The following is a 22576-nucleotide window of genomic DNA, read 5'->3' on the forward strand; positions in this document are numbered from 1 at the left end:
GCGTCAAGTCGATCTGGCGCTACTCATGATCAAAGATCGCAAGTCGATTGCACGTTGCATAGCGAACGTTGAACAACTGAAAGGCAAATCCTATGTTGGATCATGCACTCATCGAAAAGTTCCGCTCTATTCTAGGCAAGGACAACGTACTTACGAGCAAGGTCAACCTGGCCACCTATAGCTACGACGCCACGGCCGACGTGCCAAAAGGAACTCCTGACATAATCGTGCTGCCCACATCAACTGAGCAAGTACAGGCAGTGGTGAATCTTGCGCGCGAAAACGGAGTTGCAATTTATCCGCGCGGCGCTGGGACAAACCTGAGCGGAGGCACCATTCCTGTCGAGCGCGGAATCGTGCTTTCGCTGCAGAAGATGGACAAACTTATCGAAGTCGATGCGGAGAACCTTACGGCCACCGTGCAACCGGGCGTCGTCATTCAGGACTTGAACAATGCCGCCGCGCCGCATGGCTTGATGTATCCACCCGACCCGGGAACGGTAACAACGGCCACGATGGGTGGATCGGTCGCCGAGAACTCCGGCGGACTGCGTGGCCTGAAATATGGCGTGACGAAGCACTACGTCATGGGCATGGAAGTGGTTTTGGCCAATGGTGACCGTGTTCGCTTTGGCGGTAAGACCGTCAAGAACGTTACTGCCTATGACTTCTCAAACCTGTTTGTCGGCTCTGAGGGAACGCTCGGAATCATCACTGAGATCACCTGCAAACTGCTCCCCACCCCGAAGTTCCGTCGCGCAATGCTTGCCACCTACAAGACAGTGAAGGACGCTGGTAACAGTGTCGCCGGCATCATCAAAGCGCAGGTCATTCCGGCGACGCTCGAGATCATGGACAACATGACGATCCGCACGGTTGAGGATTTCGCACATGTCGGGCTCCCAACTGACGCTGAAGCCGTGCTGCTGATCGAAGTCGACGGAATGGCAGAGGAAGTTGTCGCACGCGAAGCAGAAGCCGTGGTGAAAGTGGTGAATGAGAATAACGGAGTGCTCCGCGTGGCGAACTCCGATGCGGAACGCGATCAGGTTTGGGCTGCACGGCGCGCCGCATTGCCTGCTCTGGCTTCGCTGAACAACACTGTCGTGTTGGAAGACGCGACGGTTCCGCGCAGCCACATCACTGACATGCTGCTGGCGCTGACCGAGATTGGTCGCAAATACAACCTGGTGCTCGGGACTTTCGGACATGCGGGTGACGGCAATCTCCATCCCACAATCCTTGCGGACAAGAACAACGCGGACGAGATGTCTCGCGTGCATAAGGCTGTCGATGAAATCTTTGCGACCGCGCTGAAGTTTGGCGGCACACTGTCGGGCGAGCATGGCATTGGCATCGCCAAGATGAAGTATCTGGGCAACGAGATTGGCGACACCGGACTCAACCTGATGCGGACGATGAAAAACGCTCTCGACCCGCACCATATGCTGAATCCCGGCAAGCTGGTTCCGGCGGAAACGAAAGAGGTGGCCCATGCAGCCCGCTGAGCAGTCAGGCGAACTTCGGGCAATCTACGACGACCTGAAGGCGATCCAGAAGGAACTCGAAAAGTGCATGCACTGCGGCTTCTGTATGGCGGTTTGCCCGGTGTATGCCACGGAAAAGACCGAAGCCGGTGTGGCGCGCGGAAAGATAGGTGTGGCCGAAGCGGTACTCGAAGGCAAGTTGGCGATCGACGATCAGGAAGTCATCGATATGCTCTTCAACTGCCTGGTCTGCAAGTCGTGCATGCAGAATTGCCCGACCAAGGTGAATTTCGACCGCATCATCCTGTCATTGCGAGCGGCAATCGTTCGCAAGAACGGATTACCATGGCTGAAGAAGGCCATCTTCGCAACGCTGAAACACCCTGCGCTCTTCGATACCGGAATGAAGGCTGGCGCGGCCTTCAGCGGCCTGGTGTTTCGCAAAGCTGGGCAGCAGACAATTGCACCACGCTCGCCTTTTGCCATCATCGGTCAAAGCGTTGGCTTTGACGAGAACAGACTCCTTCCGGCGTTAGCGAAAGAGCCTCTGCGCGACCGTATTCCGGAAGTGACTCCGGTTGCGAACGCCAAGACGAAGGCGGCATTCTTCACCGGATGCTCGATGAACTATTTCTATCCTGATACAGGGATGGATGTAGTTTCGGTGATGAAGGAGAACAACGTCGAAGTCACGGTGCCGAAGGATCAGTGCTGCTGCGGCATTCCGGTGTTCGTACATGGAGATGTGGAGTCCATACGCGAACTCGCGAAGAGAAATCTCGACGCAATGGAGCGCAGCGGAGCCGAATACATCATTACAGCCTGCGGCTCGTGCGGCGGCGCGTGGCAACACGAGTACAAGGAGATTTTCAGCGGCGACGCGGTGTATGGACCCAAAGCCGAGTACTGGAGCAAACGCACATACGACATCTCAACCTTCCTGGTTGATGTGATCAAGTATCGTCCACCGCAGGGCAAAGTCGAAGCGAGCGTCACTTACCACGACTCGTGCCACCTTAAGAAGACGATGAAGGTTGCGCGTGAGCCTCGCGAGATTCTGAAGCAGATCCCGGGTGTGACTCTGAGGGAAATGTCAAAGCCCGATGCCTGCTGCGGAAGTGGCGGATCTTACGTGCTCACACATTTCGGAACCTCGACTGAGATCGCAAAACGGAAGATTACGGACGCTAACAAAACCGGAGCGGAAACAGTCACCACGGGCTGCCCGGCTTGCATGATGCAGTTGACGGACAATGTTAGCCGCTTTGGAAAAGGCCAGCAAGTTACGCACTACGTTTCCCTGCTTGCCGAGTCCTATCGCAACGAAAAAACCTCGAGTTAAACAAGAATCGCGCTGCCGATGAGATGACGGCAGCGCGATTCTCTTTCCTGTTTTGTAATTCCCTTCTCTGAGCTTTGCTATTCTCGCGCAGCTATTGCTTATTTCTGCAGCCTGTCTGCTCCTGAATAGATCACAAACCGCTGACCGCGAAGAAAACCTATTAAGGTCATTCCGAATTCGCGGGCGAGGTTGACGGCAAGATCAGATGGCGCGGATACGGACGCGAGCACGGGAATTCCGGCAACCAAGGCTTTCTGGACGATTTCAAATCCGCCACGACCGCTCACCATCAACACCGTATCTGAGAGTGGGACTCTATCGTTGGCGAGCGCCCATCCTACGATCTTGTCCACGGCATTGTGTCGCCCTACATCCTCGCGCATGACGAGCAGTTCGCCATCGTTAGTAAACAACCCGGCAGCATGCAAACCTCCGGTGCGCTCGAACACCTGCTGGGCGGCACGCAACTTTTCAGGCAACCCATACAGTACCTCGGGACGCACGGCAGATGCACCGACAGGAGGCTTCATGCTTCGCACGCGCACGGCATCAATTGAGGCTTTGCCACAGACGCCGCAGCTTGACGCAGTGTAGAAGTTGCGATGACCTGCCTCATGGTCGAGTTCTACTCCCGCAACCAGATCGATGCGAACCCGGTTTGCTCCGTTCTGCCGATCATCGGCTTCGTTCCGAACAGAGGCAATCTGCGAACGTCCCGTGATCAGTCCTTCGGTGAAAAGGAATCCTACGGCAAGTTCCAGATCGTGTCCCGGGGTGCGCATGGTCACACTCATTGGCCTGAGACCAACGCGAATTTCTAGCGGCTCTTCTGCCACTACATAATCGTTAACGGGACGCAGTTCACCGTTGTTCCATTCCTGGACGCCGGTAACAGACAGCATTCGTGGAATCACAATCACCTCAAAACGAAAAGGGCCTGCGCTTGCGGGCAAACTAGATAACTGAGCATACACGCGGTTCGTCTGTCGCAACAAACACCCTCAGGGGTGTGCTGCTCCCGGCATCGTCGCAGGATGTGGTTCGCATCTCAGGCACTACAAGATAATCCTGATCAAGGCGTCATGCCTATGTACAACGCTGATCGCATTCTTTTTGAAGACCGCGCTGACGCAGGGCGAAAATTGGCAAGCCGGTTGATGCGTTTCCGCGCGGATACTGAGGCGATGCTGCTTGCATTGCCTCGCGGCGGAGTTCCGGTGACGTTTGAGATCTCGCGAGCGTTGTCCATTGCAATGGATGTATTGGTGGTGCGCAAGCTTGGTGTGCCGGGCCAGGAAGAACTCGCCATGGGAGCCCTCGCGAGCGGCGGAATCATTGTTCTGAATGAGATCGTCATACGGCGACTACCGATCGCACAGGAATACATTCAACAAGTGATAGCGCGCGAAGGCGCAGAAGTACTCCGGCGCGAAGCGAATTTTCGGCAGGGTCGTCCAGCCCCGGATTTGCGTAACAAAACTCTAATTCTGGTGGATGACGGACTTGCGACCGGATCAACAATGCTAGCAGCAGCGCAGGCAGCGCGGTCATGTGGACCACGCAGTGTAATCGTCGCTGTACCCGTAGGCGCGCCGGATAGCTGTGCACGAGTTCGCGCCGAAGTGGACGACGTGATCTGCCTCGCAACTCCGCGTGATTTCGGATCAGTTGGAGCCTTCTACCGGAACTTCAACCAGGCGACGGACGAAGAGGTTCGAGCCTTGCTCGAACAAGCGCATTCAGGAACGAGGATGCGGAACTCGGCGTGATGGTGGAGAAAGTACAGCCCGGGCGCTTATTCGGAAGGAAAGGTACAGAAAAACTCAAAGGAAGGAAGTTAGCGGCGGACCAAAACTACCGAAGAGTGATGCAAGGAGCGTCCGGGCCTTTCCGTACTTCAATCATCAAGATGCCTCGGCAACCGTCGAGGGTTGCCGAAGCGTTAAGAATCTTATCTGTAGGACGGTGGCAACGGATTTCTGTCCCGGAACTGCCGCTGATGCCAGTAAGGATAGGCCACCTGAGGCTCACTAGCACTGTCGAGTTTTGCAACCTGCTCAGCAGTGAGTACAAAGCTCGCTGCGGCAAGATTGTCACGAAGCTGCTGCTCGTTTCTGGCTCCGATGATCACGCTCGAAATGGTGGGTTTGCGTAGCAGCCAGTTCAGGGCGACCTGAGGGACCGCTTTACCCACCTCGGCTGCCACCTCGTCCAACGCGTCCACTACCTTATATAAGTATTCATCTGCAACCATGGGGCCACCTTTTGCGGCCTCGTGCAAGCGGCTTACTTTTGGCAAGGGCTGCCCTCGTCGCAACTTTCCAGTGAGGCGTCCCCAACCCAGTGGGCTCCAGACGAGAGCGCCGAGACCTTGCTCGTAAGCTTGCGGCATCAGTTCCCACTCGTAATCGCGTCCCACCAGTGAGTAGTAGACCTGGTGAGCGACGTACCGCGTCCAGCCATAATGTGCGCTGATGTCGAGCGATTTTTGTAGATGCCAACCAGAAAAGTTTGAGGCAGCGATATAGCGAATCTTGCCTGAACGTACGAGGGTGTCGAGCGTACTCAGGGTCTCCTCCATTGGGGTCAACGCGTCGAAACCGTGCATGTGGTAGATGTCGATGTAGTCCGTTTTCAGTCGCTTGAGACTTCCCTCGACCTGCTGCAACAGATGATACCGTGATGAACCAGCACTGTTTGGGCCTTCGCCGAATCCGAAGGTCGCTTTCGTTGAAATCAAAACGCTCTCACGGGGTAGATGCTTAATGGCCTCTCCCAGAATCTCCTCGGACAAGCCCTGCGAGTACACGTCGGCGGTGTCGAAGAGATTGACGCCTGCCTCCATGCAAAGATCAATCAGGCGGATGGCCTCTGCCACATCGGTTTCGCCCCACGCGCGAAAGAACTCCGTTCCGCCACCAAACGTCGCCGTTCCGTAGCACAGAACCGGCACTTTCAATCCACTGCTGCCTAGCTGTCTGAATTCCATGTAGGATTTGACACTCGGAGGTGTGGCTTGGTCGCAACGATTTGCCCTGGCTCTCAGGTTAGGCAAAGGAGTTTTGGAGTGAAAGTGCTACGCGCGCCAGAGCAGGCTCCTGTATCATTGAATCATCACTCCACAATTTCTTAGAGCTGCCGGCTGAAGATTTTAGTGTTATTGGCCGGGCATTCACAACTACTTTCAACTGTTCCCGAACGCGTGCTAGTGGAGTCGGTACTGGGCACAGCAAGTGAAGTTCACCCCAAATCCAACAGTGAGGAATGACAAAGGATGAAAATTCGTAACCTGTCGATTCTGGCGATTCTTGCCTTGGCCGTCGCTTTCGTGAGCCCCAAGCCGGCCCTGGCGGCTGGACCGCTGCGCATTGCAGTGATCATGCCGAGCTCCACCACAGATATGGCGTTCAGCCAGTCCATGTGGGACGCGTTGAAAGCCGTGCAAAGGGAAATGGGCGGCGAGTCCGCTATTAAACTCGCGCACTCGGACAACATGTTCCGGACACCCGATGCCGCGGCAGCCATCCGAGACTACGCCAGCCAGGGCTACGACATCATCATTGCCCACAGCTCACTGTATGAATCTTCAGTAGAAGACGTCGCGCGTGAATTTCCGCGCACCACGTTTGCCTGGGGTACCGACGTGAAGACCTTTGGCCTCCCGAACGTGTACGCCTATACGGCAGCCGCGGAAGAAGGTGGTTTCGTGAACGGCGTGCTGGCGGCCAAGTTGACCAAATCCAAGGTAATCGGTGTGACCGGACCTTTGAATGTGGGCGACGCCAAGACTTACGTTTCCGGCTTCGTGCAGGGTGTGGCCTCTGTCGATCCGAAGATCCGTGTGGCGCAGAGCTGGACCGGCTCGTTCTCCGATGTGGGCCAGATGGCACAGGCGGCGAAGACGCACGTGGCTGCTGGCGCTGACGTTCTTACCGGAACATCGGAATCAGCAATTGGATCTATCGGCGTAGCAAAGGCAAGCGGCAAAGTTCTGTGGTTCGGCACGCAGCAGAATCAGGCGTCGCTGGCTCCGCAGATCGTCGTTGCTTCACAGCTGTACGACTGGACGGGCGTGCTCAGGCAGATTATCAACAATCGTAGAGCTGGAAAGCTTGGTGGACAGAGCTACGTGGCTCACCTCAACAACGGCGGACTAAAGATCATCTACAACCCTCAATACAAGCTGAACCCGCCAGTCAAGGCAGCCGGAGACAACGCTGTTAAGGCGATCAGCACCGGCAAAACGCACGTGAAGCCGTAATGTCTTGTCCCGCTCCCGTCCTCACGGCGGGAGCGGATTCCTCACTGCCGACGCACGGCATTCTGTGGCAAGCCATCCCAAAGTACCGAAGAGTCAATCTCGGCAATGCTCCGCCTTCCAAGCAGCCCCATGGCCATCTCCAACTCATTGCGAAGAATCTGCACGACACGCTTCACGCCTTCGGATCCAGCCGCTACGAGTCCATAAAGGTAAGGTCGCGCGATAAGTACCGCGTTTGCGCCGAGAGCCAGAGCCTTGACCACATCCGTGCCCCGACGAATACCTCCATCAGTCAAGACTGCAATCCGGCCCGCGACTTTATCGGCCACGTAGGGCAATGCGTCCACAGAAGCTGGTACGGTATCGAGGTTGCGCGCACCATGATTGGACACAATGATTCCGGCAGCACCTTCTTTCACGGCGCGATCTGCATCATCGGGATTGAGGACGCCCTTGAGTAGAACGGGCAGTTTGCAGATCGAGCTCAGCCATCCGATGTCGCGCCACGTCAACGCAGGCTCAACCCAGTCGGCAAACACCTGAAGCTCGCCTGTCTGCGCCAATTTGGCTGGAGGCGGAAGATGCGGGCGACAGAGTTCGGGCTTGAGCGCGTATCCAGCGCGCGCCTGCCGATTGCGGGCACCAAAGACAGGAGTATCCACCGTCAAACATAGAGCCTTGCAGCCCGCCGCCTCTGCCCTCTGTACGACATCTCGAGTGAACTCTCGATCACGCTGCATGTACAACTGGAACCACAATGGACCGCGCGCCTCTCTGGCGACATCCTCCAGTTGGGTATTCGTGAAGGAACTGAGCACAGTCACGCATCCTGCGTCGCCCGCGCCACGCACCGTGGCCAGTTCGCCCTCGGGATGCAGCATACATTGATCGGCCGCGGGGGCGAGCAGGATTGGGTGCGGTAGTTGCTGACCGAGAAGCTCTGTCCGAGTATCAAGCTGCGAGACATCAACCAACACCCTCGGGCGCAGCCGAACGCGGTCGTACGCCTCGCGATTCCAGCGCAACGTAATTTCATCCGCAACACCGCTGTTGAAGTATTCCCAAGCCATGTGCGTCATGCGCTCTTGCGCCACAGATTCGAAATCCATGAGGCTGACGCACTCCGAATATCCAGCGGCAGCAGCGAACTCGCCCGCTGGCGCACTCTTCCCCTTCTCGGGCGAGACGGCTTCTAGTTTTGGCTTTGACTGCAGCACAGAAGACCTCTTCATCATTCCCCCAATCCGGCTCTACACCCAGGACTGAACCGGAGACGCTATCTGTTGAAGGCAGCCGAGCCCTTTAGAGATGCCCGAAGTTTCTCGTCGGCAGATGAGTCGGAAGTTTGCCTCATAGAAAGCAAAGTCACCCGGCGGGAGTTGTGATTCAATCGCATCGGCTCGTTAGAGGGCGAGAATGAGAATCAATCCTTCGCGGCAAAAGCGCGCCACGTTTCGGTTCTATGCCGAGCTGAACGATCTGCTATCCGCCGACCGTCGTCACCTCAGTTTTGCTTATGAGTTAGAGCTGTCTTCGTCGGTCAAGGACGTTATCGAGTCAATGGGGGTGCCACACACGGAGGTTGCACTAATTCTGCTGAATGGCGATGCGGTTCACTTCGGAGAAGCGTTGAAAGACGGCGATCGAGTTGCGGTCTATCCGGTGTTTACGGGGATTGAGATCAACTCCATTGCGCCCCTGCGCCCACCGCTTGCTGAACATCGCTTTGTTCTCGACACCCACCTCGGTCGGCTAGCAAGGTATCTGCGGCTTCTCGGCTTCGACTCTCTTTATGAGAATGTCGCGGAAGACAAATCACTGGCGCAAGTTTCACATCGTGAGCGGCGTATTTTGCTCACGAGAGATATCGGCCTGCTAAAACGATCTGAAGTCGTTTATGGCTACTTCGTGCGATCGGACAAACCCAGCCAACAACTGATAGAGGTGTTGCAGCGTTTTCGCCTGAGCAATGCTTCCCTTCCTTTCAGCCGCTGTCTGGAGTGCAACTTTCTGCTGCGGCCAATACCAAAGGAAGTCGTGTTCGAGAGACTGGAGCCGAGGACGCGGGAACATTACGAGCAGTTCCTTGCCTGTCCTAATTGCGATCGCATCTACTGGGCAGGATCTCACCAGAAGCGGATGACGGCATTTCTGAACTCGGCTTTACGGCAAGCTCGTTGAACAACGCCACTCAGGCGGCGTGATCTCTAACGTCCGCTGAGGTCGCCGTACGGGCGCAATGAGCAGAGCAGAAGAAACGCCCACCCACATCGACACCATGGCCGATTACCCGGCATTTGCAGTGTTCGCAAATAGGTGCCATCGCCTGAATTGCGCATTCAAAGCTGTCGAATGTGTGTCGCACACCGGCGGCGATCAGGTCAAAAGCCATATCGTATTCGTTACCGCAAACTTCGCACTTGGACATAGCGTTCCTCCGCTCACAACCGAATTCTCGGCTCGCTTCCGAAGTGTTAATTGTGGATGTTCGGCAGGTTCTTCTTGTTGTCACTCGAGAGCGGAGAATTCAAACGAAAACGCGCGGTACAGGCGAGTGATGACCCAATAATAGGAAAGCCTTAGCGAGCACCAACGCCCATCCCACTTTGATAAACAAAACTGATCGGCGCTATACAAATTAGGAAACCTATCAGACAACTGTGTGGTATAACAAAGAGCAGATACTCACTCAAAACAATTCAAATTGAGAGCCTGGCTGCTCAACCTGGCAATTGCGAGTTCCTGCTTTCAAATTTATGGTTCGGAGGCTGTAGATTGGCCCGTTTGAACTATATCTCTGCTCTTGGCCCGATTGCATTTGCCCTCTACTCCCTCATCATCCTGATCGGCGGGGGGCTTGCAGTGACGTCACGTAGTCTGGTGCGCGCCATGGTGGGTCTAGTCGTTTCCCTGTTTGGCGTGGCTGGGCTGTACCTGCTGCTTCTGGCTGAGTTCGTCGCGCTGATGCAGATCCTGATCTACGTCGGAGCTGTCAGCGTACTCATTTTCTTCGCCATCATGCTAACCCGCGCTTCGGCCGATGGTGGCGAGGCTGCGGGACCCGGCTGGCGAGGCATCCTGCGCGCCATACCTGCCTTTCTCTTTCCGACCGTCCTGATGATTCTCATGCTGCGCACGTACGGAGTTCGTGGAGCCGACACGCCCAAGAACATTTCCGTTTCTGAGCTGGGCGCAGGACTGCTCGGGGCATACACCCTGCCCTTCGAACTCATTTCAGTAGTGCTGCTGGCCGCAATCGTCGGCGCGGTGCTACTAGCCTTTGAAAAGCGAGGCGCCAATTGAATCCGCTTCTCTATTACCAGACCGTGGCCGTGCTGCTCCTTGGCCTCGGGTTTTTCGCCTTGGTTTCCCGCCGAACTCTCGTGGGAATGCTCATCGGAGTGGAGTTGATGCTCAATGGTGCAGGGCTCTCTATCGTGGCCGCCGCCCAGCTCACGCCGACCGACGCAATTCTGGGTCAGCTTGGCGCTCTCCTCGTCATGGGACTGGCCGCAGCTGAAGCCACCCTTGTCCTCGCCATTGTGCTTGTTGTCTCAAAGCGATTTGGGAATGCCGATAGTGACAGTCCCCGGGAGCTTAGGGGATAGTCATGGCCGCATCTCAGACAATCGAAAGCACCCGCGTACTGGTTCCTCTTGGTATTACCCTCCTCTCCCCTTTTGTCTTGTGGCTCTGCCGAAAGGACATTAATCGGCGCGAAGCAGTCTCTTTCATCGCCGCGGCTCTCTCATTTGCCAGCGTTCTTTCCATGGTGCCCGCAGTACTGCGTGGCTCGGTTTGGACCTGTCAGCTATTGAGTTTCTTCCCCGGTGTCTCCATCCGCTTTGCCGTGGATGGACTGTCGCTAATCTTCGCGCTAGTCGCGACCTTCCTCTGGTTTTTCGCGACCTGCTACAACATCGGTTACATGCGCTCGCTGAACGAGCACGCGCAGACCCGCTATTACTTCTGCTTCGCGCTAGCCATCTTCGGCGCAGTAGGTGTGGCCTTCTCAGGCACGATCGTCACGCTCTACCTGTTCTATGAGGTGATCACGGTCTGCACCTATCCTCTCGTCGCCCACCATCAGGACGAAGAGGGTTTTCTCGGCGCGCGCAAGTACCTTGTTTATCTCATGGGCACGAGCAAGCTGTTCCTGCTGCCGGCCATGATCCTGACCTACGTCCAGTGCGGCACCTTGGACTTTAATCTTACGGACATTTCCAAGGGCATCTTCCCGCCGGACGCGAATCCAACGCTGGTAACCATCACCTACTTCCTGTTCCTGTTTGGTCTCGCCAAAGCCGCTTTGATGCCTCTGCACAACTGGCTGCCCTCGGCCATGGTGGCTCCGACACCGGTCTCGGCACTGCTGCACGCGGTCGCCGTCGTGAAGGCAGGCGTGTTCTCCGTCTCGCGAATCATGCTCTCGGTCTTCGGTGTGGATCTGTTGGCGCGACTGGGGCTCGGAGTTATTACGGCATACCTGGCGGCCTTCACCATCGTGGTGGCCTCGATCATCGCGCTAACAAAAGATGACCTGAAAGCCAGGCTGGCGTACTCCACCGTGAGCCAGCTCTCCTACATCATCATTGGTGTGGGTATGCTCACTCCACTGGGTGTCAAGGGCGGACTGCTCCATATCGCACACCACGCTTTTGCGAAGATAACGCTGTTCTTCGCGGCTGGTGCCATCTACGTCGCAACACACCTGAAGAAGATTCCGCTGATGGATGGCCTCGGACGCAAGCTGCCTTGGACGTTCGGTGCATTCGCTGTTGCGTCACTCTCTATGATCGGGGTGCCGCCGGTTTGTGGCTTCGTTACGAAGTGGTATCTCGCCAATGGCGCTATCGACATTCACAACAACATCCTGCTGCTGGCCTTGCTTGGATCGACGCTGCTGAATGCTGGCTACTTCGTGCCTGTGATCTACCGTGCGTTCTTCCGGCCGCCAGCGCCCGGTGTAGATCACTCCGAGTTCAAGGAAGCTCCACTGGTGATGGTCGTTCCCCTGTGCTTGACGGCGGCTATCTCCGTAACGCTGGGGTTCTTCCCACAGATTTTCACATCACTCGTGAACGCCTTTGGCCGTTTCTAGGAGAACGCGATGCAGGAACCTAAAGCATTAGGAAGTTGGCTGGAAACGGCTAAAGAGAGATCAGGGGCGTTCAAGACCTTGCTCTACATCGTGCTGGCGGGGCTGGTGTTGCTTAACCTCCTCATCAGACCGCACGAGCCTGAATTCGCCGCGGAAAAGCTACCTGGATTCTGGGCCCTCTTCGCCTTGATCGGAACAGTCGTGATGGTAGTAGTGCTCAAGAAAATTGTTTACCCCATACTGGCTCAGCCCGAGGAGGATTCGAAATGACCGGTCTTGAGCATCTCGGCATCCACTTCTTCCTGCATCCGGCAATTGGCTTTCTGGTCTTGGCCGTGATCATGGCGTTCCTCAAGAACAGCCATTACCAGACTTGGCGCTGGCTGCTGCTGGTACCGCCGGTGATGGCAATTGCAGTCGTGGTCTCGCTGACGTTGACAAACTCCGGACCGCGCGACTTGGCGACTCTCTCCTATCTCGGCCAGACATTGCATTTGGGACGGGTCGACACACTCTCACTGGTCTTTGCCCACGTCTTCGCCATCCAGTCTCTGATCGGATTCATCTACGCCCTTCACGTTCAGGATCGCGCACAGCACATAGCGGCCTGCCTCTATGTGGCTGGAGCTTTCGGCAGCGTGTTTGCCGGAGATTACCTGACGCTGTTCATCTTCTGGGAACTCATGAGTATCGGCTCTGTGTTCCTTGTGTGGCTGCGCCGTACACCTTCTTCGACGGCTGCAGGCTTCCGTTACTTCCTGTTCCACATCTTCGGCGGACTCTTCTTGCTCGCTGGTCTGCTCCTGCGCCATGGAGCACTTGGAACCTTCGCATTTACGGCCGTGGCCCCCGACGCGGCTCGCTACTTCGACTACATCATCCTGCTCGGTTTCCTGGTGAATGCCGCGTTCGTGCCCCTGCACGCATGGCTTCCTGATGCGTATCCCGAAGCCACCGTCACGGGTGCGGTCTTCATGAGCGCATTTACGACAAAGACCGCGGTCTATGTCCTGGCGCGCGGCTTCGCTGGCTTCGAGTTACTCGCCATCGGCGGCTGCGTCATGTGTCTCTATGGCGTGTTCTACGCCACCATCGAGAACAACGCCCGACGCATCCTGTCGTACCACATCGTGTCCCAGGTCGGATACATGGTCTGCGGTATCGGCATTGGTACCGCGATGACCGTGGACGGAGCCTGTGCCCACGCCTACGCCCACATTCTGTATAAGGGCCTGCTCTTCATGGGCGTCGGATGTCTGCTCTACTCGGCGGGAACGGCTAAGCTCACAGAACTCGGCGGGCTCGCAACGCGGCTGCCGCTGGTCATGATCGGTTACATGGTTGGCGCCGTGTCCATCTCGGGCATGCCGCTGTTCAATGGCTTCGTCAGTAAGACGATGACAATCGCGGGCGCGGCCGAAGATCATCACATCTGGCTTGCGCTTGCGATGGAACTCGCGGCCGTGGGCACATTCCTTTCGGTCGGCATCAAGCTCCCTTACTTCGCATTCTGGGCCAAGCCGAAGAGCGACATGCCGTTGAAGCCCATTCCCTGGAACATGTATCTCGGCATGGGCCTTGCTTCTCTGCTCTGTCTCTTCATCGGACTCTTCCCCGGAACGCTCTACAAACTGCTGCCGTTCCCCACGGAGTACACGCCTTACACACCATGGCATGTGCTCCAGTCCTCATTGCTGCTCGGATTCACGGGCCTTGGGTTCTACCTCATGCGCCGAATTATCCCGCCGCATCCCAGCCGGAATCTTGATTTTGACTTCCTGTATCGACTGATAGGCCGCGGCTTTATCAAGCTCGTAAGTGTTCCAGCTGCGGCGGTGGATAACGTCTGGACCGAGGTTTACGCCCGCGTCGGCCTGCGAGGATTACTTGGCATCGGGCGCGGCACCAGTATCTTCGACAGCAAGGTGATTGACGGCGTGTTGGACGGCTCGGCTCGCGCGGTGCGCGAAGACGGTGGCGCCGCCATTGCTCGAACCGAGACCGGTCGGTTGCAGGACTATCTGGCGGCTACCGTGGGCTTGGGCCTGCTCATTTTCGTGGTTGTCTGGTTTGTGAAGTAATTTCGCCGAACTCTTGAGGGATTGATTACATGACGATGCAATTCGGCTTTCCTGTGCTGACGATGCTGATCGTCCTGCCCTTGGCGGCGGCCGCAGTTCTGCTGTTTCTGCGCCAGGAAAAGACCATACGCCTGATAACCATGGTGGCGGGCATTCTTGAGTGCTTGCTGTGTGTGCCGCTGTTCTCCTATGCTCCCCACGGTGCCGCCTTCCAATTCGAGGAAAAGACCGACTGGCTCCCCGCGCTGGGCATGACCTACCACTTAGGTTTGGACGGTCTAAGTCTGTACATGGTCCTGCTGACCGCGCTCATGCTGCCCCTTTGTGTGCTCGGGTCGTGGACATACATCAGCAAACGCGTGAAGGAGTTCCATTTCTGCCTGTTGTTGATGACCTCGGCCTGCATTGGAGTATTCGCGGCCCTCGACTTCGTGCTCTTCTATGTCTTCTGGGAAGCGATGCTCGTTCCCATGTACCTCCTGATTGCCGTTTGGGGAGGCCCGCGTCGGCGTTACGCGTCCATCAAGTTCTTCCTCTATACACTCGCAGGCTCAACATTACTGTTGGCGGCGATCGTAGCTTTCCGCCACGTTGGCGGCACCTTCTCCATCCCCGAGCTCATGGAGAAGAGCTATTCCTTCAAGTTCCAGATATGGGCCTTCTTGGCGATGGCCTTGGCATTCGCCATCAAGGTTCCCATGTTCCCCTTCCACACTTGGCTGCCCGCAGCACACGTGGAAGCTCCAGCCGCTGGTAGCGTGCTTCTCGCCGCCATCCTTTTGAAGATGGGCACCTATGGTTTCCTGCGATTCTGTCTGCCATTGACTCCCGCGGCTTCAGTCGTTGCCGCGCCGGTCATGATCGCCATCTCCATCGCCTCGATCCTGTACGGCGGCTGCATAGCGCTTGGGCAAACAGATATCAAGAAACTCATCGCCTACTCGTCGGTAGGACACATGGGCTTCGTGACGCTGGGCATTTTCCTGTTCAGCGTGAGCGGCATCTCGGGCGCGATCCTTCAAATGCTGAACCACGGCATCACCACCGGCGGCCTGTTCATGATGGTGGGCCTGCTCTACGAGCGCAGCCATAGCCGCGAGATCGCGGACAACCAAGGCTTGGGCAAACACATGCCGGCGTTCATGTTCCTGCTAGGGCTGTTCTCGTTCTCGTCGCTGGCATTCCCCGGCACTAACAGCTTCATTGGCGAGATTCTCGTTCTCATCGGCGCTTTCAAAGGCAATGTCTGGGTCGGCTTCGCCGCAGTACCGGGTGCCATGCTGGCAGCAGCCTACATGCTGCGACTGCTACAGCGAGTGACCTGGGGCGCTCCCAGCTCGTTCAAGCCGTCGTGGTGGGATCTGCGTGTGCGCGAGTGGGCGACACTGGTTCCGCTGGCTGCTCTTGTTTTCTACATCGGTCTCGCCCCATCGCTGGCTATCAACACCATGGAACCTTCAATCCAACGCGTCCTTGCCACCATGAAGACCAAGAACCTGGCTCTTGCCCTCGAGGACCCACACGCTGCGCAACGTTTGCACCTGCCTGCCGCCACCGTGGCGGATGGTCGTGACCAAATTCAGAAGGAGCGTCCGTGACCATGATCACGACCAAGCTTTTGCCTGAACTGTGGCTTCTCGCCACTGTCTTCGCGCTGTTCGTAGCCAGCCTGAGCGGCCTGAAGCGGTCCGTGCTCTCGTGGTTGCCCTGGGCGGCTATCGTTGGCGTGGCCATCGCTGCCCTGTCGCTCGGCGTGCGCGGTCAGATACTGTTCGGCGTTTACACCCTGGACGGACTATCGCAATTCTTCAAACTCGCTATCTCTGTTGGATTCGCGATTGTGGCAGGCATCGCAGCGGGCAAACGTGATTCCCAGGACTTCACCCCCGACTTTTTCATGCTGCTCGGCGTTTCTGCCTGGGGACTCATGCTGCTCGCCTCATCGGTGGAGCTCATCACGCTCTATCTGGCCCTGGAGCTTTCCGCCTACAGCCTCTACGCTTTGATCCCCATTCGAGGCAAAGATCGGCACGCCGCCGAAGCCGGCATAAAGTACATCATGTTCGGCGCAGCCGTAACGGCGATCTCGCTTTTCGGTCTGTCCTACATCATGGCCAGCAAGCACACGACGTATCTTGCGGTGCTGGCTTCCTCGTCCTGGAGATTCGCTGACGCGCCTCTCGCGGTCATCGGCTTGACCCTTTTTCTGGCCGGATTCTTCTACAAGTTAGCGCTATTTCCTTTCCACTTCTGGTGCCCGGACGTATATCAGGGTGCGAAAAACGAGACCGCTGCATATGTGGCCACCATTCCAAAGCTCGGCGCTGTTGTAGTGCTCGTGCGGCTGGCCGCCCTGTTCACCCCGGGCATGGAAGTGACGAACCTCTTCGCTGTTCTTGGAGCGCTCTCCATGACGGGTGGCAATCTGGCCGCCCTCGTCCAGCGCGACCTTAAGCGCATGCTGGGCTACTCGTCGGTGGCTCACGCCGGCTATGTCATGCTCGGTCTGGCTGCTGGTTCGGCTGCAGGACTGGCCGCCGCCAGCTTCTACGGCCTGGCCTACATTCTCATGAATCTAGCCTGCTTTTATGTCGTGTGTGCGATTTCGAAATGCGGTGAAAATCCGACACTCGATGATTTGGATGGTCTCTACCGCCGCGGGCCGGCTCTGGCCATGATTCTGGCAATTGCGGCCTTCGCACTAGTCGGCCTGCCACCCACGGTTGGGTTCACGGGTAAGCTGCTACTGCTATCGGCCGCATGGGACCAAGGCTACCACTGGCTGGTGATCGTGGCCGTACTCAACACAGCCATCTCGATTTACTACTATCTCGGCATGGTACGCCATGCCTACACTGGCGAGTCCGAGGCTCCGGCGCTCAATCTATCCAGGGGCCATCTCGTCTTGGGTGGCGTGCTGGCTGCGATCGTGTTGCTCGTAGGTATGCTCCCCGCCTCGCTTTACGGCTTGGCTGCAAGGGCTGCAGCAGCGTTGCATCCGTAATCGGGCGAAAGATAAAGGCGTCCGGCGAGAGTTGCTTGAGCGCCAACGTGATACGAATCACATGAGCATGTGACTAGAATCAGTGCTCACCAAAGCCTTCAGCGAGTATCACAGTATCTAGTGATGCAGATCACCACCGCTAAGGCAAAGGAGGAAGGGTCGTATGGTGTTTAGCTGGTTTCAAGCGGCAATTCTGCTCTTTTTCGTGGGCGGCTTGCTATTCGCCAGTGGACCATTGATGGCCGGTGTGCTCTTGGCGCCCCGGGCATCGGGCGGAGCCATGGGCGAGCCCTTCGAGTGCGGCGTGCCCACTCATGGACAGGCCTGGGGACGGTTCAGCGTCAACTACTACTTGTACGCGCTGATCTTCCTGGCGTTCGAAGTGGACATCCTCTACCTGTTTCCGGTGGCGGCTTTCTACGGCACACCTCAGGGTTTTAGCTCGAGTATCAAGTTACTTATCTTCATCGCGGTGTTGGCCGCCGCTGTCCTGTATTTCAAGCGCAAGGGAGTATTCACATGGCCCCGCAAGATTCAGGTTTCCTCAAAACCGTAAGTACGGTCGAACCGCCCTTGGTGGCCGTACCGGCGGTTCAGAAGTTTGTTGACATCTGCCGAGCTATGTCCATCTGGCCCATGACGTTCGGCATTGCATGCTGCGCTATCGAAATGATGGCAGTAGGCATGGCCCGCTTCGACATGGCCCGTTTTGGCTTCGAGGTGTTCCGTCCCTCGCCTCGCCAATGCGACCTCATGATTGTGGCCGGCACGGTGAATAAGAAACTAGCACCTGTCGTCAAGCGGCTGTATGAGCAGATGCCTGCTCCGCGATTTGTCATAGCTTTGGGCAACTGCGCGATCTCAGGCGGCCCCTTTGCAATCGAAGGCCAGTACAACGTGGTTACAGGCGTGGACAACATCATTCCCGTGGACATCTACATTCCCGGCTGTCCCCCAAGGCCCGAGGCTCTTCTCGAGGGTCTCTTCTACATCCAGGAGAAGGTAACAGGGCGGCGTTGGTGGCCAGAACCTGCGGGAGGCCAGCGATGATTCCCGAATTCCTCGCCGCCACGAATGCCACGCACATCGTGGCTATGGATTATGCCGCCACGGGTGTCGTGGCCTCGGTTAGCCTCACCCCGGAGACGATTCTTGACGCGGTCGCCATCCTGGACAAAGAAGGCTACCTTCTGGAGGACGTCACCGCCTCGGATCTGAAGGAAGGCTTCGAGATTACCTACCATTTCAGTTTGTTCGAGGGAAAGAATCGCCTGGTGCTGCGAGTGATGGTGCCTCATGACGCGCCGAAAGTGCCGAGCATTTCAGCCATCTATCCCGGAGCCGACTGGCACGAGCGCGAGTGCTTCGACTTCTACGGAATCGACTTCACCGGTCATCCCAATTTGCATTATCTGTTGCTGCCCGAAGACTTCGAAGGACATCCGCTGGTGAAAGCGGAAAAGGATCGCAAGGGGCTAGTGGATGTTATGCCGCAACCTTGGCTGGTGGCGGTCGGACTCGCCCAACCCGAAGCGCCAAAGCCCGCAAAGCCTGAAGTACCACCTCCTGCGGCTGTCGCCGAGGCGAAGGAGTAGCCATGAAGACCTTGGATCCCATTACCATGCGCGGCGATCTTTCCGCTTCCCGCTTTGAACCGGGTCCCACCGACGACAAGATGATTCTCAGCATGGGTCCACAGCACCCCTCGACTCACGGTGTGTTGCGTATCATGCTGGAGCTTGAGGGCGAGTATATCCTGCGGGCTGAACCCATCCTCGGCTACGTCCATCGCATGCACGAGTGGATCGCTGAGCGGGGCACCTACATTCAGTTCATGCCCAACATGGGACGAGTGGATTACCTGCACGCTATGGCTTGGAACTGGGCCTATGCCGGCGCAGTAGAGCGTCTGGCTGGAATCCAGGTTCCCGAACGCGCCGAGTACATCCGTGTTGCAGTCACCGAGCTCAACCGCATCGGCTCCCATCTGCTATGGTGGGGCGCCTACCTGCTCGATCTGGGCGCGTTTACACCCGTGATGTACGCCTTCGACGACCGTGAGCACATTCTGGACATTCTCCAAGCGGTGACTGGTTCGCGCTTGACGTATTCGTATTTCACCATCGGTGGAGTCTACGATGACGTGCCGACTGACTTCAGCGAACGTTGCATGAGTTTCGTGCAACGGCTGCGCTCTCGGCTGCCGATGTATCGCGATCTTGTTACGGACAACGTGATCCTGCGCGGACGGTGCGAAGGTATCGGCGAACTCCCTGTGGATGTTGCGCGACGTTACGGCGCGACAGGCCCAGTGCTGCGCGGCTCCGGTGTGGCGAGCGATGTTCGCAAGAGCGAGCCGTACGGCGTCTATGATCGTTTTGACTTCCGCGTGCCCACCTACAAAGAAGGTGACGCAATGGCTCGGTACCGAGTACGTCTTGACGAGCTTGAGACGAGCTGCGACATCATCGAGCAGGCTGTGACTAATCTTCCAGAGGGCCCTGTCGCGGCGAAAGTGCCAAAGATCTTCAAGGCTCCGAAGGGCGAGGCCACTATGGCCGTGGAAGGCGCACGAGGCAAGATTCTGGTGCATGTCCGCTCCGACGGCGGCGTCAAGCCCTACCGGGTCAAGCTGCGCGCGCCTGGATTCTCTAACATGAGCCTTTTCTGCGAACTAGCCCGGGGAACCCTGCTGTCCGATGCCGTGTCGATACTGGGCAGTCTTGACCTCGTTATTCCGGAGATCGACCGATGAACGCCTTCTTTTCTCTACTCGCCCATCCGGCAGCGCGTCTGGCGCTGTGGCTGGTGCTCATGTTCGCTTTCATCGGGCTCAATGCGCTCGTCCTCGTGTGGGTGGAGCGCAAGGTGGCCGGCTATGTGCAGAATCGGCCCGGCCCGCTCCATGTCGGGCCCCAGGGACTGCTGCAGCCTCTGGCCGACGCCGTCAAGCTTATGGGAAAGCAGCTTGTAACTCCGGCTGCTGGCGACAAAATGCTGTTCTGGGCCGCTCCGTTGCTGGCATTTGCTCCAGTCACGGTCTGCTTCCTCCCTATGCCCTTCGATGCTCGGTTCAACCCGTTACCGACAAACCTTGGACTGGTTCTCATCCTTGCGTTCTCAGGCCTCGGAGTGGTTTCGCTCTGCCTGGCGGGATGGAGTTCCAATAGCAAGTGGAGTCTCCTCGGCGCCGCCCGCGCAGTTGCACAGGCAGTAGCTTACGAGGTGCCGCTGCTTCTCTCGGTAATGGCCGTTGCCATCTGCGCCGGGTCGCTGGACCTTTATGCCATTGCCGGACACCAGGGCGGCTGGCCTTGGCAGTGGTACGCGCTCAAGAATCCATTGGCTTTCATCATCTTCCTGGTGTGCGCCGTAGCCGAAACCAACCGCGCCCCGTTCGACCTGCCTGAAGCCGAGTCTGAACTTACGGCAGGTTTTCATACCGAATACTCAGGCATGGGCTTTGGCATTTTCTTCCTCGCCGAATACGCCAACATGGTGATCGTCTCGGGTGTAGCTGCTGCACTGTTTTTGGGCGGCTGGCACGGACCATTCCTGCCCGGAGTCTGGTGGTTTCTCCTGAAGATCTACTGCATCTTGTTCTTCATCATCTGGCTGCGCTGGACCTTCCCCCGTGTGCGTTTTGATCAGCTTTTGAACATCAGCTGGAAATGGTTGACCCCGCTGGCCCTGCTTGATCTAGCACTGGCCGTTGTGGTCGCCGGTCTGGGAGCATGATATGAGTCTTGCAAAGGTTAACAACGTCCTGATGGGATTGAAGAGCTTGGCAGTAGGCCTTGGCATTACTGGAAGGGCTTTTTGCGCCCCCAAAATCACCGTGATCTATCCCCAACAGGAAGTGGATAACCTGTCCACTTATCGGGGGCACGTGGAGCTTGTCGGCAAGGAGGACGCCCCGGACACGCCAAAGTGCGTTGCCTGCGGTGTCTGCGCCAAGGCATGCCCTTCCAGTTGCTTGAACGTTTTGTGCCCGATTCCCGCCAAGGAAGGGGAAACCAGCGAGACTGTGCAGATGGGACCGGCTCCGCAAAAGGGCTCAAAGTCTCCAGCTCAGTTCAATCTCGACTTTTCTCTTTGCAGCCTCTGTGGTCAATGTGTGAAAGCCTGTTCGCACAATGCGCTACGCTACTCCAACGAGGCATATCGCGTGAGCTCTGATCGCAAAGAGTTCAAGATGGACCTCATCGGAATGCTGCGTGCCAAAGCTGCAGAGTATTTGCGCAGCAAGCCCGTCGAGCAGAGCCCTTCAGCGAACGAGTAAATCCTCTTTCATCTTGGCCGGGGTTGATTGAAGAGCCCGGCCAAGATCGTTTGCTTTTTCGTTCTTCCCTGCCTGCGTTTCTGCTTCACCCCTCTTAAGCGCCTCATCGTTAGATCTGCTGTGTTCTCACCACACCCTCTGAAAACACGCCCTTATCGATGCACTATGTAATCGTGCAACTGAGGTGATTTATCTGAAAATTTATACGACGTGAACACCGAGCTTCTTACATGGCGAATAGAATGTCACCTTGTTCAGATTTGAAGCCGCAGAGTCGATAAGCAGAGTTGGCTTAAATTTCAAATGGAGATCTAGGGATGAAACCAAAGAACACGATTTGCCTCTGGTTCGAAAAGGACGCACTTGATGCGGCGCGCTTTTACGCCTCCACCTTTCCAAGCAGTGAAGTAACTGCCGTCCACAAGGCGCCCGCGGATTATCCGAACGGCAAGGCGGGCGATGTTCTAACGGTCGAGTTTACCGTGATAGGTATCCCATGCCTCGGACTCAACGGCGGCCCCGCGTTCAAGCACAGCGAGGCCTTCTCCTTCCAGATCGCAACGGACACCCAGGAAGAGACAGACCGCTACTGGAACGCAATCGTCAGCAATGGCGGTCAGGAGAGCGCGTGCGGCTGGTGCAAGGATCGCTGGGGCCTCTCGTGGCAGATCACTCCACGCGCGCTGACAGATGCGCTTTCAGCTGGCGGCGCTGAAGCAAAACGCGCATTCGAAGCCATGATGTCGATGAAAAAGATCGATGTTGCCGCTATCGAGGCCGCGCGACGCGGATGATTACCTTGCAGCGTCTGCGCTTCACATCGTGAGTGACTGAGGTTGAGAACGGTAATTGAACTTAACGGGAATGGATAGCGAATATCAAGATGGGCGAAACCGGCGGACAAAAGAATGGCTCCTCAGGTAGGACTCGAACCTACAACCCTTCGGTTAACAGCCGAATGCTCTGCCATTGAGCTACTGAGGAGTATGGCGACGCTGGCGCGTCTTTCATTGAGTTA

At 56.9% G+C, this 22576-nt stretch carries 23 protein-coding genes and 1 tRNA gene; 19 read left to right on the plus strand and 5 right to left on the minus strand.

The features are described from left to right. The first annotated feature begins 92 nt into the window (after positions 1-92). Both AC6IY8_RS07395 and AC6IY8_RS07400 read left to right on the plus strand, forming a co-directional pair. Positions 93-1508 (plus strand): FAD-binding oxidoreductase, encoded by a 1416-nt coding sequence (locus AC6IY8_RS07395; protein WP_497778123.1) that lies wholly within the window; start codon positions 93-95, stop codon positions 1506-1508. Further along, entirely contained in the window at positions 1495-2829 is a 1335-nt protein-coding gene (locus tag AC6IY8_RS07400; RefSeq protein ID WP_497778124.1) for a (Fe-S)-binding protein, read from the plus strand. The genes AC6IY8_RS07395 and AC6IY8_RS07400 overlap by 14 nt, the downstream gene beginning before the upstream one ends. A 98-nt stretch (positions 2830-2927) precedes the next feature. On the opposite strand, the gene fdhD is transcribed toward AC6IY8_RS07400, so the two are convergent. After that, positions 2928-3743: a formate dehydrogenase accessory sulfurtransferase FdhD gene (gene fdhD / locus AC6IY8_RS07405; protein ID WP_497778126.1), complete on the minus strand. Its 816-nt coding sequence runs from the start codon at positions 3741-3743 to the stop codon at positions 2928-2930. Between the two features lie 174 nt (positions 3744-3917). Here fdhD and AC6IY8_RS07410 point away from each other — a divergent pair, with 174 nt between their 5' ends. Next, entirely contained in the window at positions 3918-4598 is a 681-nt protein-coding gene (locus tag AC6IY8_RS07410; RefSeq protein WP_497778127.1) for a phosphoribosyltransferase, read from the plus strand. 182 nt (positions 4599-4780) lie between these two features. Here AC6IY8_RS07410 and AC6IY8_RS07415 read toward each other — a convergent pair whose 3' ends face one another. After that, positions 4781-5818, minus strand: a complete 1038-nt coding sequence (locus tag AC6IY8_RS07415) for an aldo/keto reductase (RefSeq protein WP_497778129.1) — start codon at positions 5816-5818, stop codon at positions 4781-4783. A 285-nt stretch (positions 5819-6103) separates the two neighbouring features. Between AC6IY8_RS07415 and AC6IY8_RS07420 the strand changes: the two genes are divergently transcribed. After that, on the plus strand, positions 6104-7090 hold the full coding sequence (locus AC6IY8_RS07420) for a BMP family protein (RefSeq protein WP_497778132.1): 987 nt from the start codon (positions 6104-6106) through the stop codon (positions 7088-7090). 41 nt (positions 7091-7131) lie between these two features. On the opposite strand, the gene AC6IY8_RS07425 is transcribed toward AC6IY8_RS07420, so the two are convergent. Continuing rightward, positions 7132-8325, minus strand: coding sequence for an alpha-hydroxy acid oxidase (locus AC6IY8_RS07425; protein ID WP_497778134.1), 1194 nt, complete (start codon positions 8323-8325; stop codon positions 7132-7134). A 181-nt stretch (positions 8326-8506) separates the two neighbouring features. On the opposite strand from AC6IY8_RS07425, the gene AC6IY8_RS07430 reads away from it, so the two are divergent. Next, positions 8507-9271, plus strand: coding sequence for a Mut7-C RNAse domain-containing protein (locus AC6IY8_RS07430; protein WP_497778136.1), 765 nt, complete (start codon positions 8507-8509; stop codon positions 9269-9271). A 10-nt stretch (positions 9272-9281) separates the two neighbouring features. Here the strand turns inward: AC6IY8_RS07430 and AC6IY8_RS07435 are convergent, their stop codons facing one another. Continuing rightward, positions 9282-9518, minus strand: coding sequence for a metallothionein (locus tag AC6IY8_RS07435; protein ID WP_497778137.1), 237 nt, complete (start codon positions 9516-9518; stop codon positions 9282-9284). A 347-nt stretch (positions 9519-9865) separates the two neighbouring features. Here AC6IY8_RS07435 and AC6IY8_RS07440 point away from each other — a divergent pair, with 347 nt between their 5' ends. The 14 genes from AC6IY8_RS07440 to AC6IY8_RS07505 all read left to right on the plus strand — a co-directional run bounded on the left by AC6IY8_RS07440 (position 9866) and on the right by AC6IY8_RS07505 (position 22352). Beyond that, the gene (locus AC6IY8_RS07440) at positions 9866-10393 is read left to right on the plus strand and encodes an NADH-quinone oxidoreductase subunit J family protein (RefSeq protein WP_497778138.1); all 528 of its coding nucleotides are present in this window, start codon (positions 9866-9868) and stop codon (positions 10391-10393) included. Next, positions 10390-10698 (plus strand): NADH-quinone oxidoreductase subunit NuoK, encoded by a 309-nt coding sequence (gene nuoK / locus AC6IY8_RS07445; RefSeq protein WP_497778139.1) that lies wholly within the window; start codon positions 10390-10392, stop codon positions 10696-10698. Before AC6IY8_RS07440 ends, nuoK begins: the two co-directional genes overlap by 4 nt. A 2-nt stretch (positions 10699-10700) precedes the next feature. Beyond that, complete coding sequence (locus AC6IY8_RS07450; protein WP_497778140.1) at positions 10701-12191, plus strand: monovalent cation/H+ antiporter subunit D family protein; 1491 nt, start codon at positions 10701-10703, stop codon at positions 12189-12191. 9 nt (positions 12192-12200) lie between these two features. Continuing rightward, on the plus strand, positions 12201-12461 hold the full coding sequence (locus AC6IY8_RS07455) for a hypothetical protein (protein ID WP_497778141.1): 261 nt from the start codon (positions 12201-12203) through the stop codon (positions 12459-12461). Further along, positions 12458-14272 carry a Na(+)/H(+) antiporter subunit D gene (locus tag AC6IY8_RS07460; RefSeq protein ID WP_497778142.1) on the plus strand — a complete coding sequence of 605 codons (1815 nt, stop codon included), beginning with the start codon at positions 12458-12460 and terminating at the stop codon, positions 14270-14272. Before AC6IY8_RS07455 ends, AC6IY8_RS07460 begins: the two co-directional genes overlap by 4 nt. A gap of 29 nt (positions 14273-14301) precedes the next feature. Further along, positions 14302-15870 carry a complex I subunit 4 family protein gene (locus AC6IY8_RS07465; protein WP_497778143.1) on the plus strand — a complete coding sequence of 523 codons (1569 nt, stop codon included), beginning with the start codon at positions 14302-14304 and terminating at the stop codon, positions 15868-15870. Positions 15871-15872: 2 nt separating this feature from the next. Next, positions 15873-17276, plus strand: a complete 1404-nt coding sequence (locus AC6IY8_RS07470; RefSeq protein WP_497778144.1) for an NADH-quinone oxidoreductase subunit N — start codon at positions 15873-15875, stop codon at positions 17274-17276. A gap of 163 nt (positions 17277-17439) precedes the next feature. After that, positions 17440-17832 carry an NADH-quinone oxidoreductase subunit A gene (locus tag AC6IY8_RS07475; RefSeq protein WP_497778145.1) on the plus strand — a complete coding sequence of 131 codons (393 nt, stop codon included), beginning with the start codon at positions 17440-17442 and terminating at the stop codon, positions 17830-17832. Beyond that, entirely contained in the window at positions 17796-18326 is a 531-nt protein-coding gene (locus AC6IY8_RS07480; RefSeq protein ID WP_497778146.1) for an NADH-quinone oxidoreductase subunit B, read from the plus strand. The genes AC6IY8_RS07475 and AC6IY8_RS07480 overlap by 37 nt, the downstream gene beginning before the upstream one ends. Beyond that, on the plus strand, positions 18323-18871 hold the full coding sequence (locus AC6IY8_RS07485) for an NADH-quinone oxidoreductase subunit C (protein ID WP_497778147.1): 549 nt from the start codon (positions 18323-18325) through the stop codon (positions 18869-18871). Before AC6IY8_RS07480 ends, AC6IY8_RS07485 begins: the two co-directional genes overlap by 4 nt. A gap of 2 nt (positions 18872-18873) precedes the next feature. Further along, the gene (locus AC6IY8_RS07490; RefSeq protein ID WP_497778148.1) at positions 18874-20031 is read left to right on the plus strand and encodes an NADH-quinone oxidoreductase subunit D; all 1158 of its coding nucleotides are present in this window, start codon (positions 18874-18876) and stop codon (positions 20029-20031) included. Continuing rightward, positions 20028-21014 (plus strand): NADH-quinone oxidoreductase subunit NuoH, encoded by a 987-nt coding sequence (gene nuoH / locus AC6IY8_RS07495; RefSeq protein WP_497778149.1) that lies wholly within the window; start codon positions 20028-20030, stop codon positions 21012-21014. The genes AC6IY8_RS07490 and nuoH overlap by 4 nt, the downstream gene beginning before the upstream one ends. A 1-nt stretch (position 21015) precedes the next feature. Then, positions 21016-21558 carry a 4Fe-4S binding protein gene (locus AC6IY8_RS07500; protein ID WP_497778150.1) on the plus strand — a complete coding sequence of 181 codons (543 nt, stop codon included), beginning with the start codon at positions 21016-21018 and terminating at the stop codon, positions 21556-21558. Between the two features lie 317 nt (positions 21559-21875). Next, a complete protein-coding gene (locus tag AC6IY8_RS07505) occupies positions 21876-22352 on the plus strand; it encodes a VOC family protein (protein WP_497778151.1) in 477 nt (158 codons plus the stop codon). Positions 22353-22467: 115 nt separating this feature from the next. Here AC6IY8_RS07505 and AC6IY8_RS07510 read toward each other — a convergent pair. Beyond that, a tRNA-Asn gene (locus tag AC6IY8_RS07510) sits at positions 22468-22542 on the minus strand. Positions 22543-22576 lie beyond the last annotated feature (34 nt).

It is taken from the genome of Koromonas soli (assembly GCF_059726265.1).

Excerpts from the sequence above, each read along its gene's own strand:
- nuoH (WP_497778149.1), top strand. The coding sequence starts at position 20,028 with ATGAACGCCTTCTTTTCTCTACTCGCCCATCCGGCAGCGCGTCTGGCG.
- AC6IY8_RS07395 (WP_497778123.1), top strand. The coding sequence starts at position 93 with ATGTTGGATCATGCACTCATCGAAAAGTTCCGCTCTATTCTAGGCAAG.
- AC6IY8_RS07480 (WP_497778146.1), top strand. The coding sequence starts at position 17,796 with ATGGCCCCGCAAGATTCAGGTTTCCTCAAAACCGTAAGTACGGTCGAA.
- AC6IY8_RS07455 (WP_497778141.1), top strand. The coding sequence starts at position 12,201 with ATGCAGGAACCTAAAGCATTAGGAAGTTGGCTGGAAACGGCTAAAGAG.
- AC6IY8_RS07410 (WP_497778127.1), top strand. The coding sequence starts at position 3,918 with ATGTACAACGCTGATCGCATTCTTTTTGAAGACCGCGCTGACGCAGGG.
- AC6IY8_RS07500 (WP_497778150.1), top strand. The coding sequence starts at position 21,016 with ATGAGTCTTGCAAAGGTTAACAACGTCCTGATGGGATTGAAGAGCTTG.
- AC6IY8_RS07485 (WP_497778147.1), top strand. The coding sequence starts at position 18,323 with ATGATTCCCGAATTCCTCGCCGCCACGAATGCCACGCACATCGTGGCT.
- AC6IY8_RS07505 (WP_497778151.1), top strand. The coding sequence starts at position 21,876 with ATGAAACCAAAGAACACGATTTGCCTCTGGTTCGAAAAGGACGCACTT.
- AC6IY8_RS07430 (WP_497778136.1), top strand. The coding sequence starts at position 8,507 with ATGAGAATCAATCCTTCGCGGCAAAAGCGCGCCACGTTTCGGTTCTAT.
- AC6IY8_RS07415 (WP_497778129.1), bottom strand. The coding sequence starts at position 5,818 with ATGGAATTCAGACAGCTAGGCAGCAGTGGATTGAAAGTGCCGGTTCTG.
- AC6IY8_RS07465 (WP_497778143.1), top strand. The coding sequence starts at position 14,302 with ATGACGATGCAATTCGGCTTTCCTGTGCTGACGATGCTGATCGTCCTG.
- AC6IY8_RS07435 (WP_497778137.1), bottom strand. The coding sequence starts at position 9,518 with ATGTCCAAGTGCGAAGTTTGCGGTAACGAATACGATATGGCTTTTGAC.
- AC6IY8_RS07475 (WP_497778145.1), top strand. The coding sequence starts at position 17,440 with ATGGTGTTTAGCTGGTTTCAAGCGGCAATTCTGCTCTTTTTCGTGGGC.
- AC6IY8_RS07425 (WP_497778134.1), bottom strand. The coding sequence starts at position 8,325 with ATGATGAAGAGGTCTTCTGTGCTGCAGTCAAAGCCAAAACTAGAAGCC.
- AC6IY8_RS07420 (WP_497778132.1), top strand. The coding sequence starts at position 6,104 with ATGAAAATTCGTAACCTGTCGATTCTGGCGATTCTTGCCTTGGCCGTC.
- AC6IY8_RS07460 (WP_497778142.1), top strand. The coding sequence starts at position 12,458 with ATGACCGGTCTTGAGCATCTCGGCATCCACTTCTTCCTGCATCCGGCA.
- AC6IY8_RS07450 (WP_497778140.1), top strand. The coding sequence starts at position 10,701 with ATGGCCGCATCTCAGACAATCGAAAGCACCCGCGTACTGGTTCCTCTT.
- AC6IY8_RS07470 (WP_497778144.1), top strand. The coding sequence starts at position 15,873 with ATGATCACGACCAAGCTTTTGCCTGAACTGTGGCTTCTCGCCACTGTC.
- AC6IY8_RS07400 (WP_497778124.1), top strand. The coding sequence starts at position 1,495 with ATGCAGCCCGCTGAGCAGTCAGGCGAACTTCGGGCAATCTACGACGAC.
- AC6IY8_RS07490 (WP_497778148.1), top strand. The coding sequence starts at position 18,874 with ATGAAGACCTTGGATCCCATTACCATGCGCGGCGATCTTTCCGCTTCC.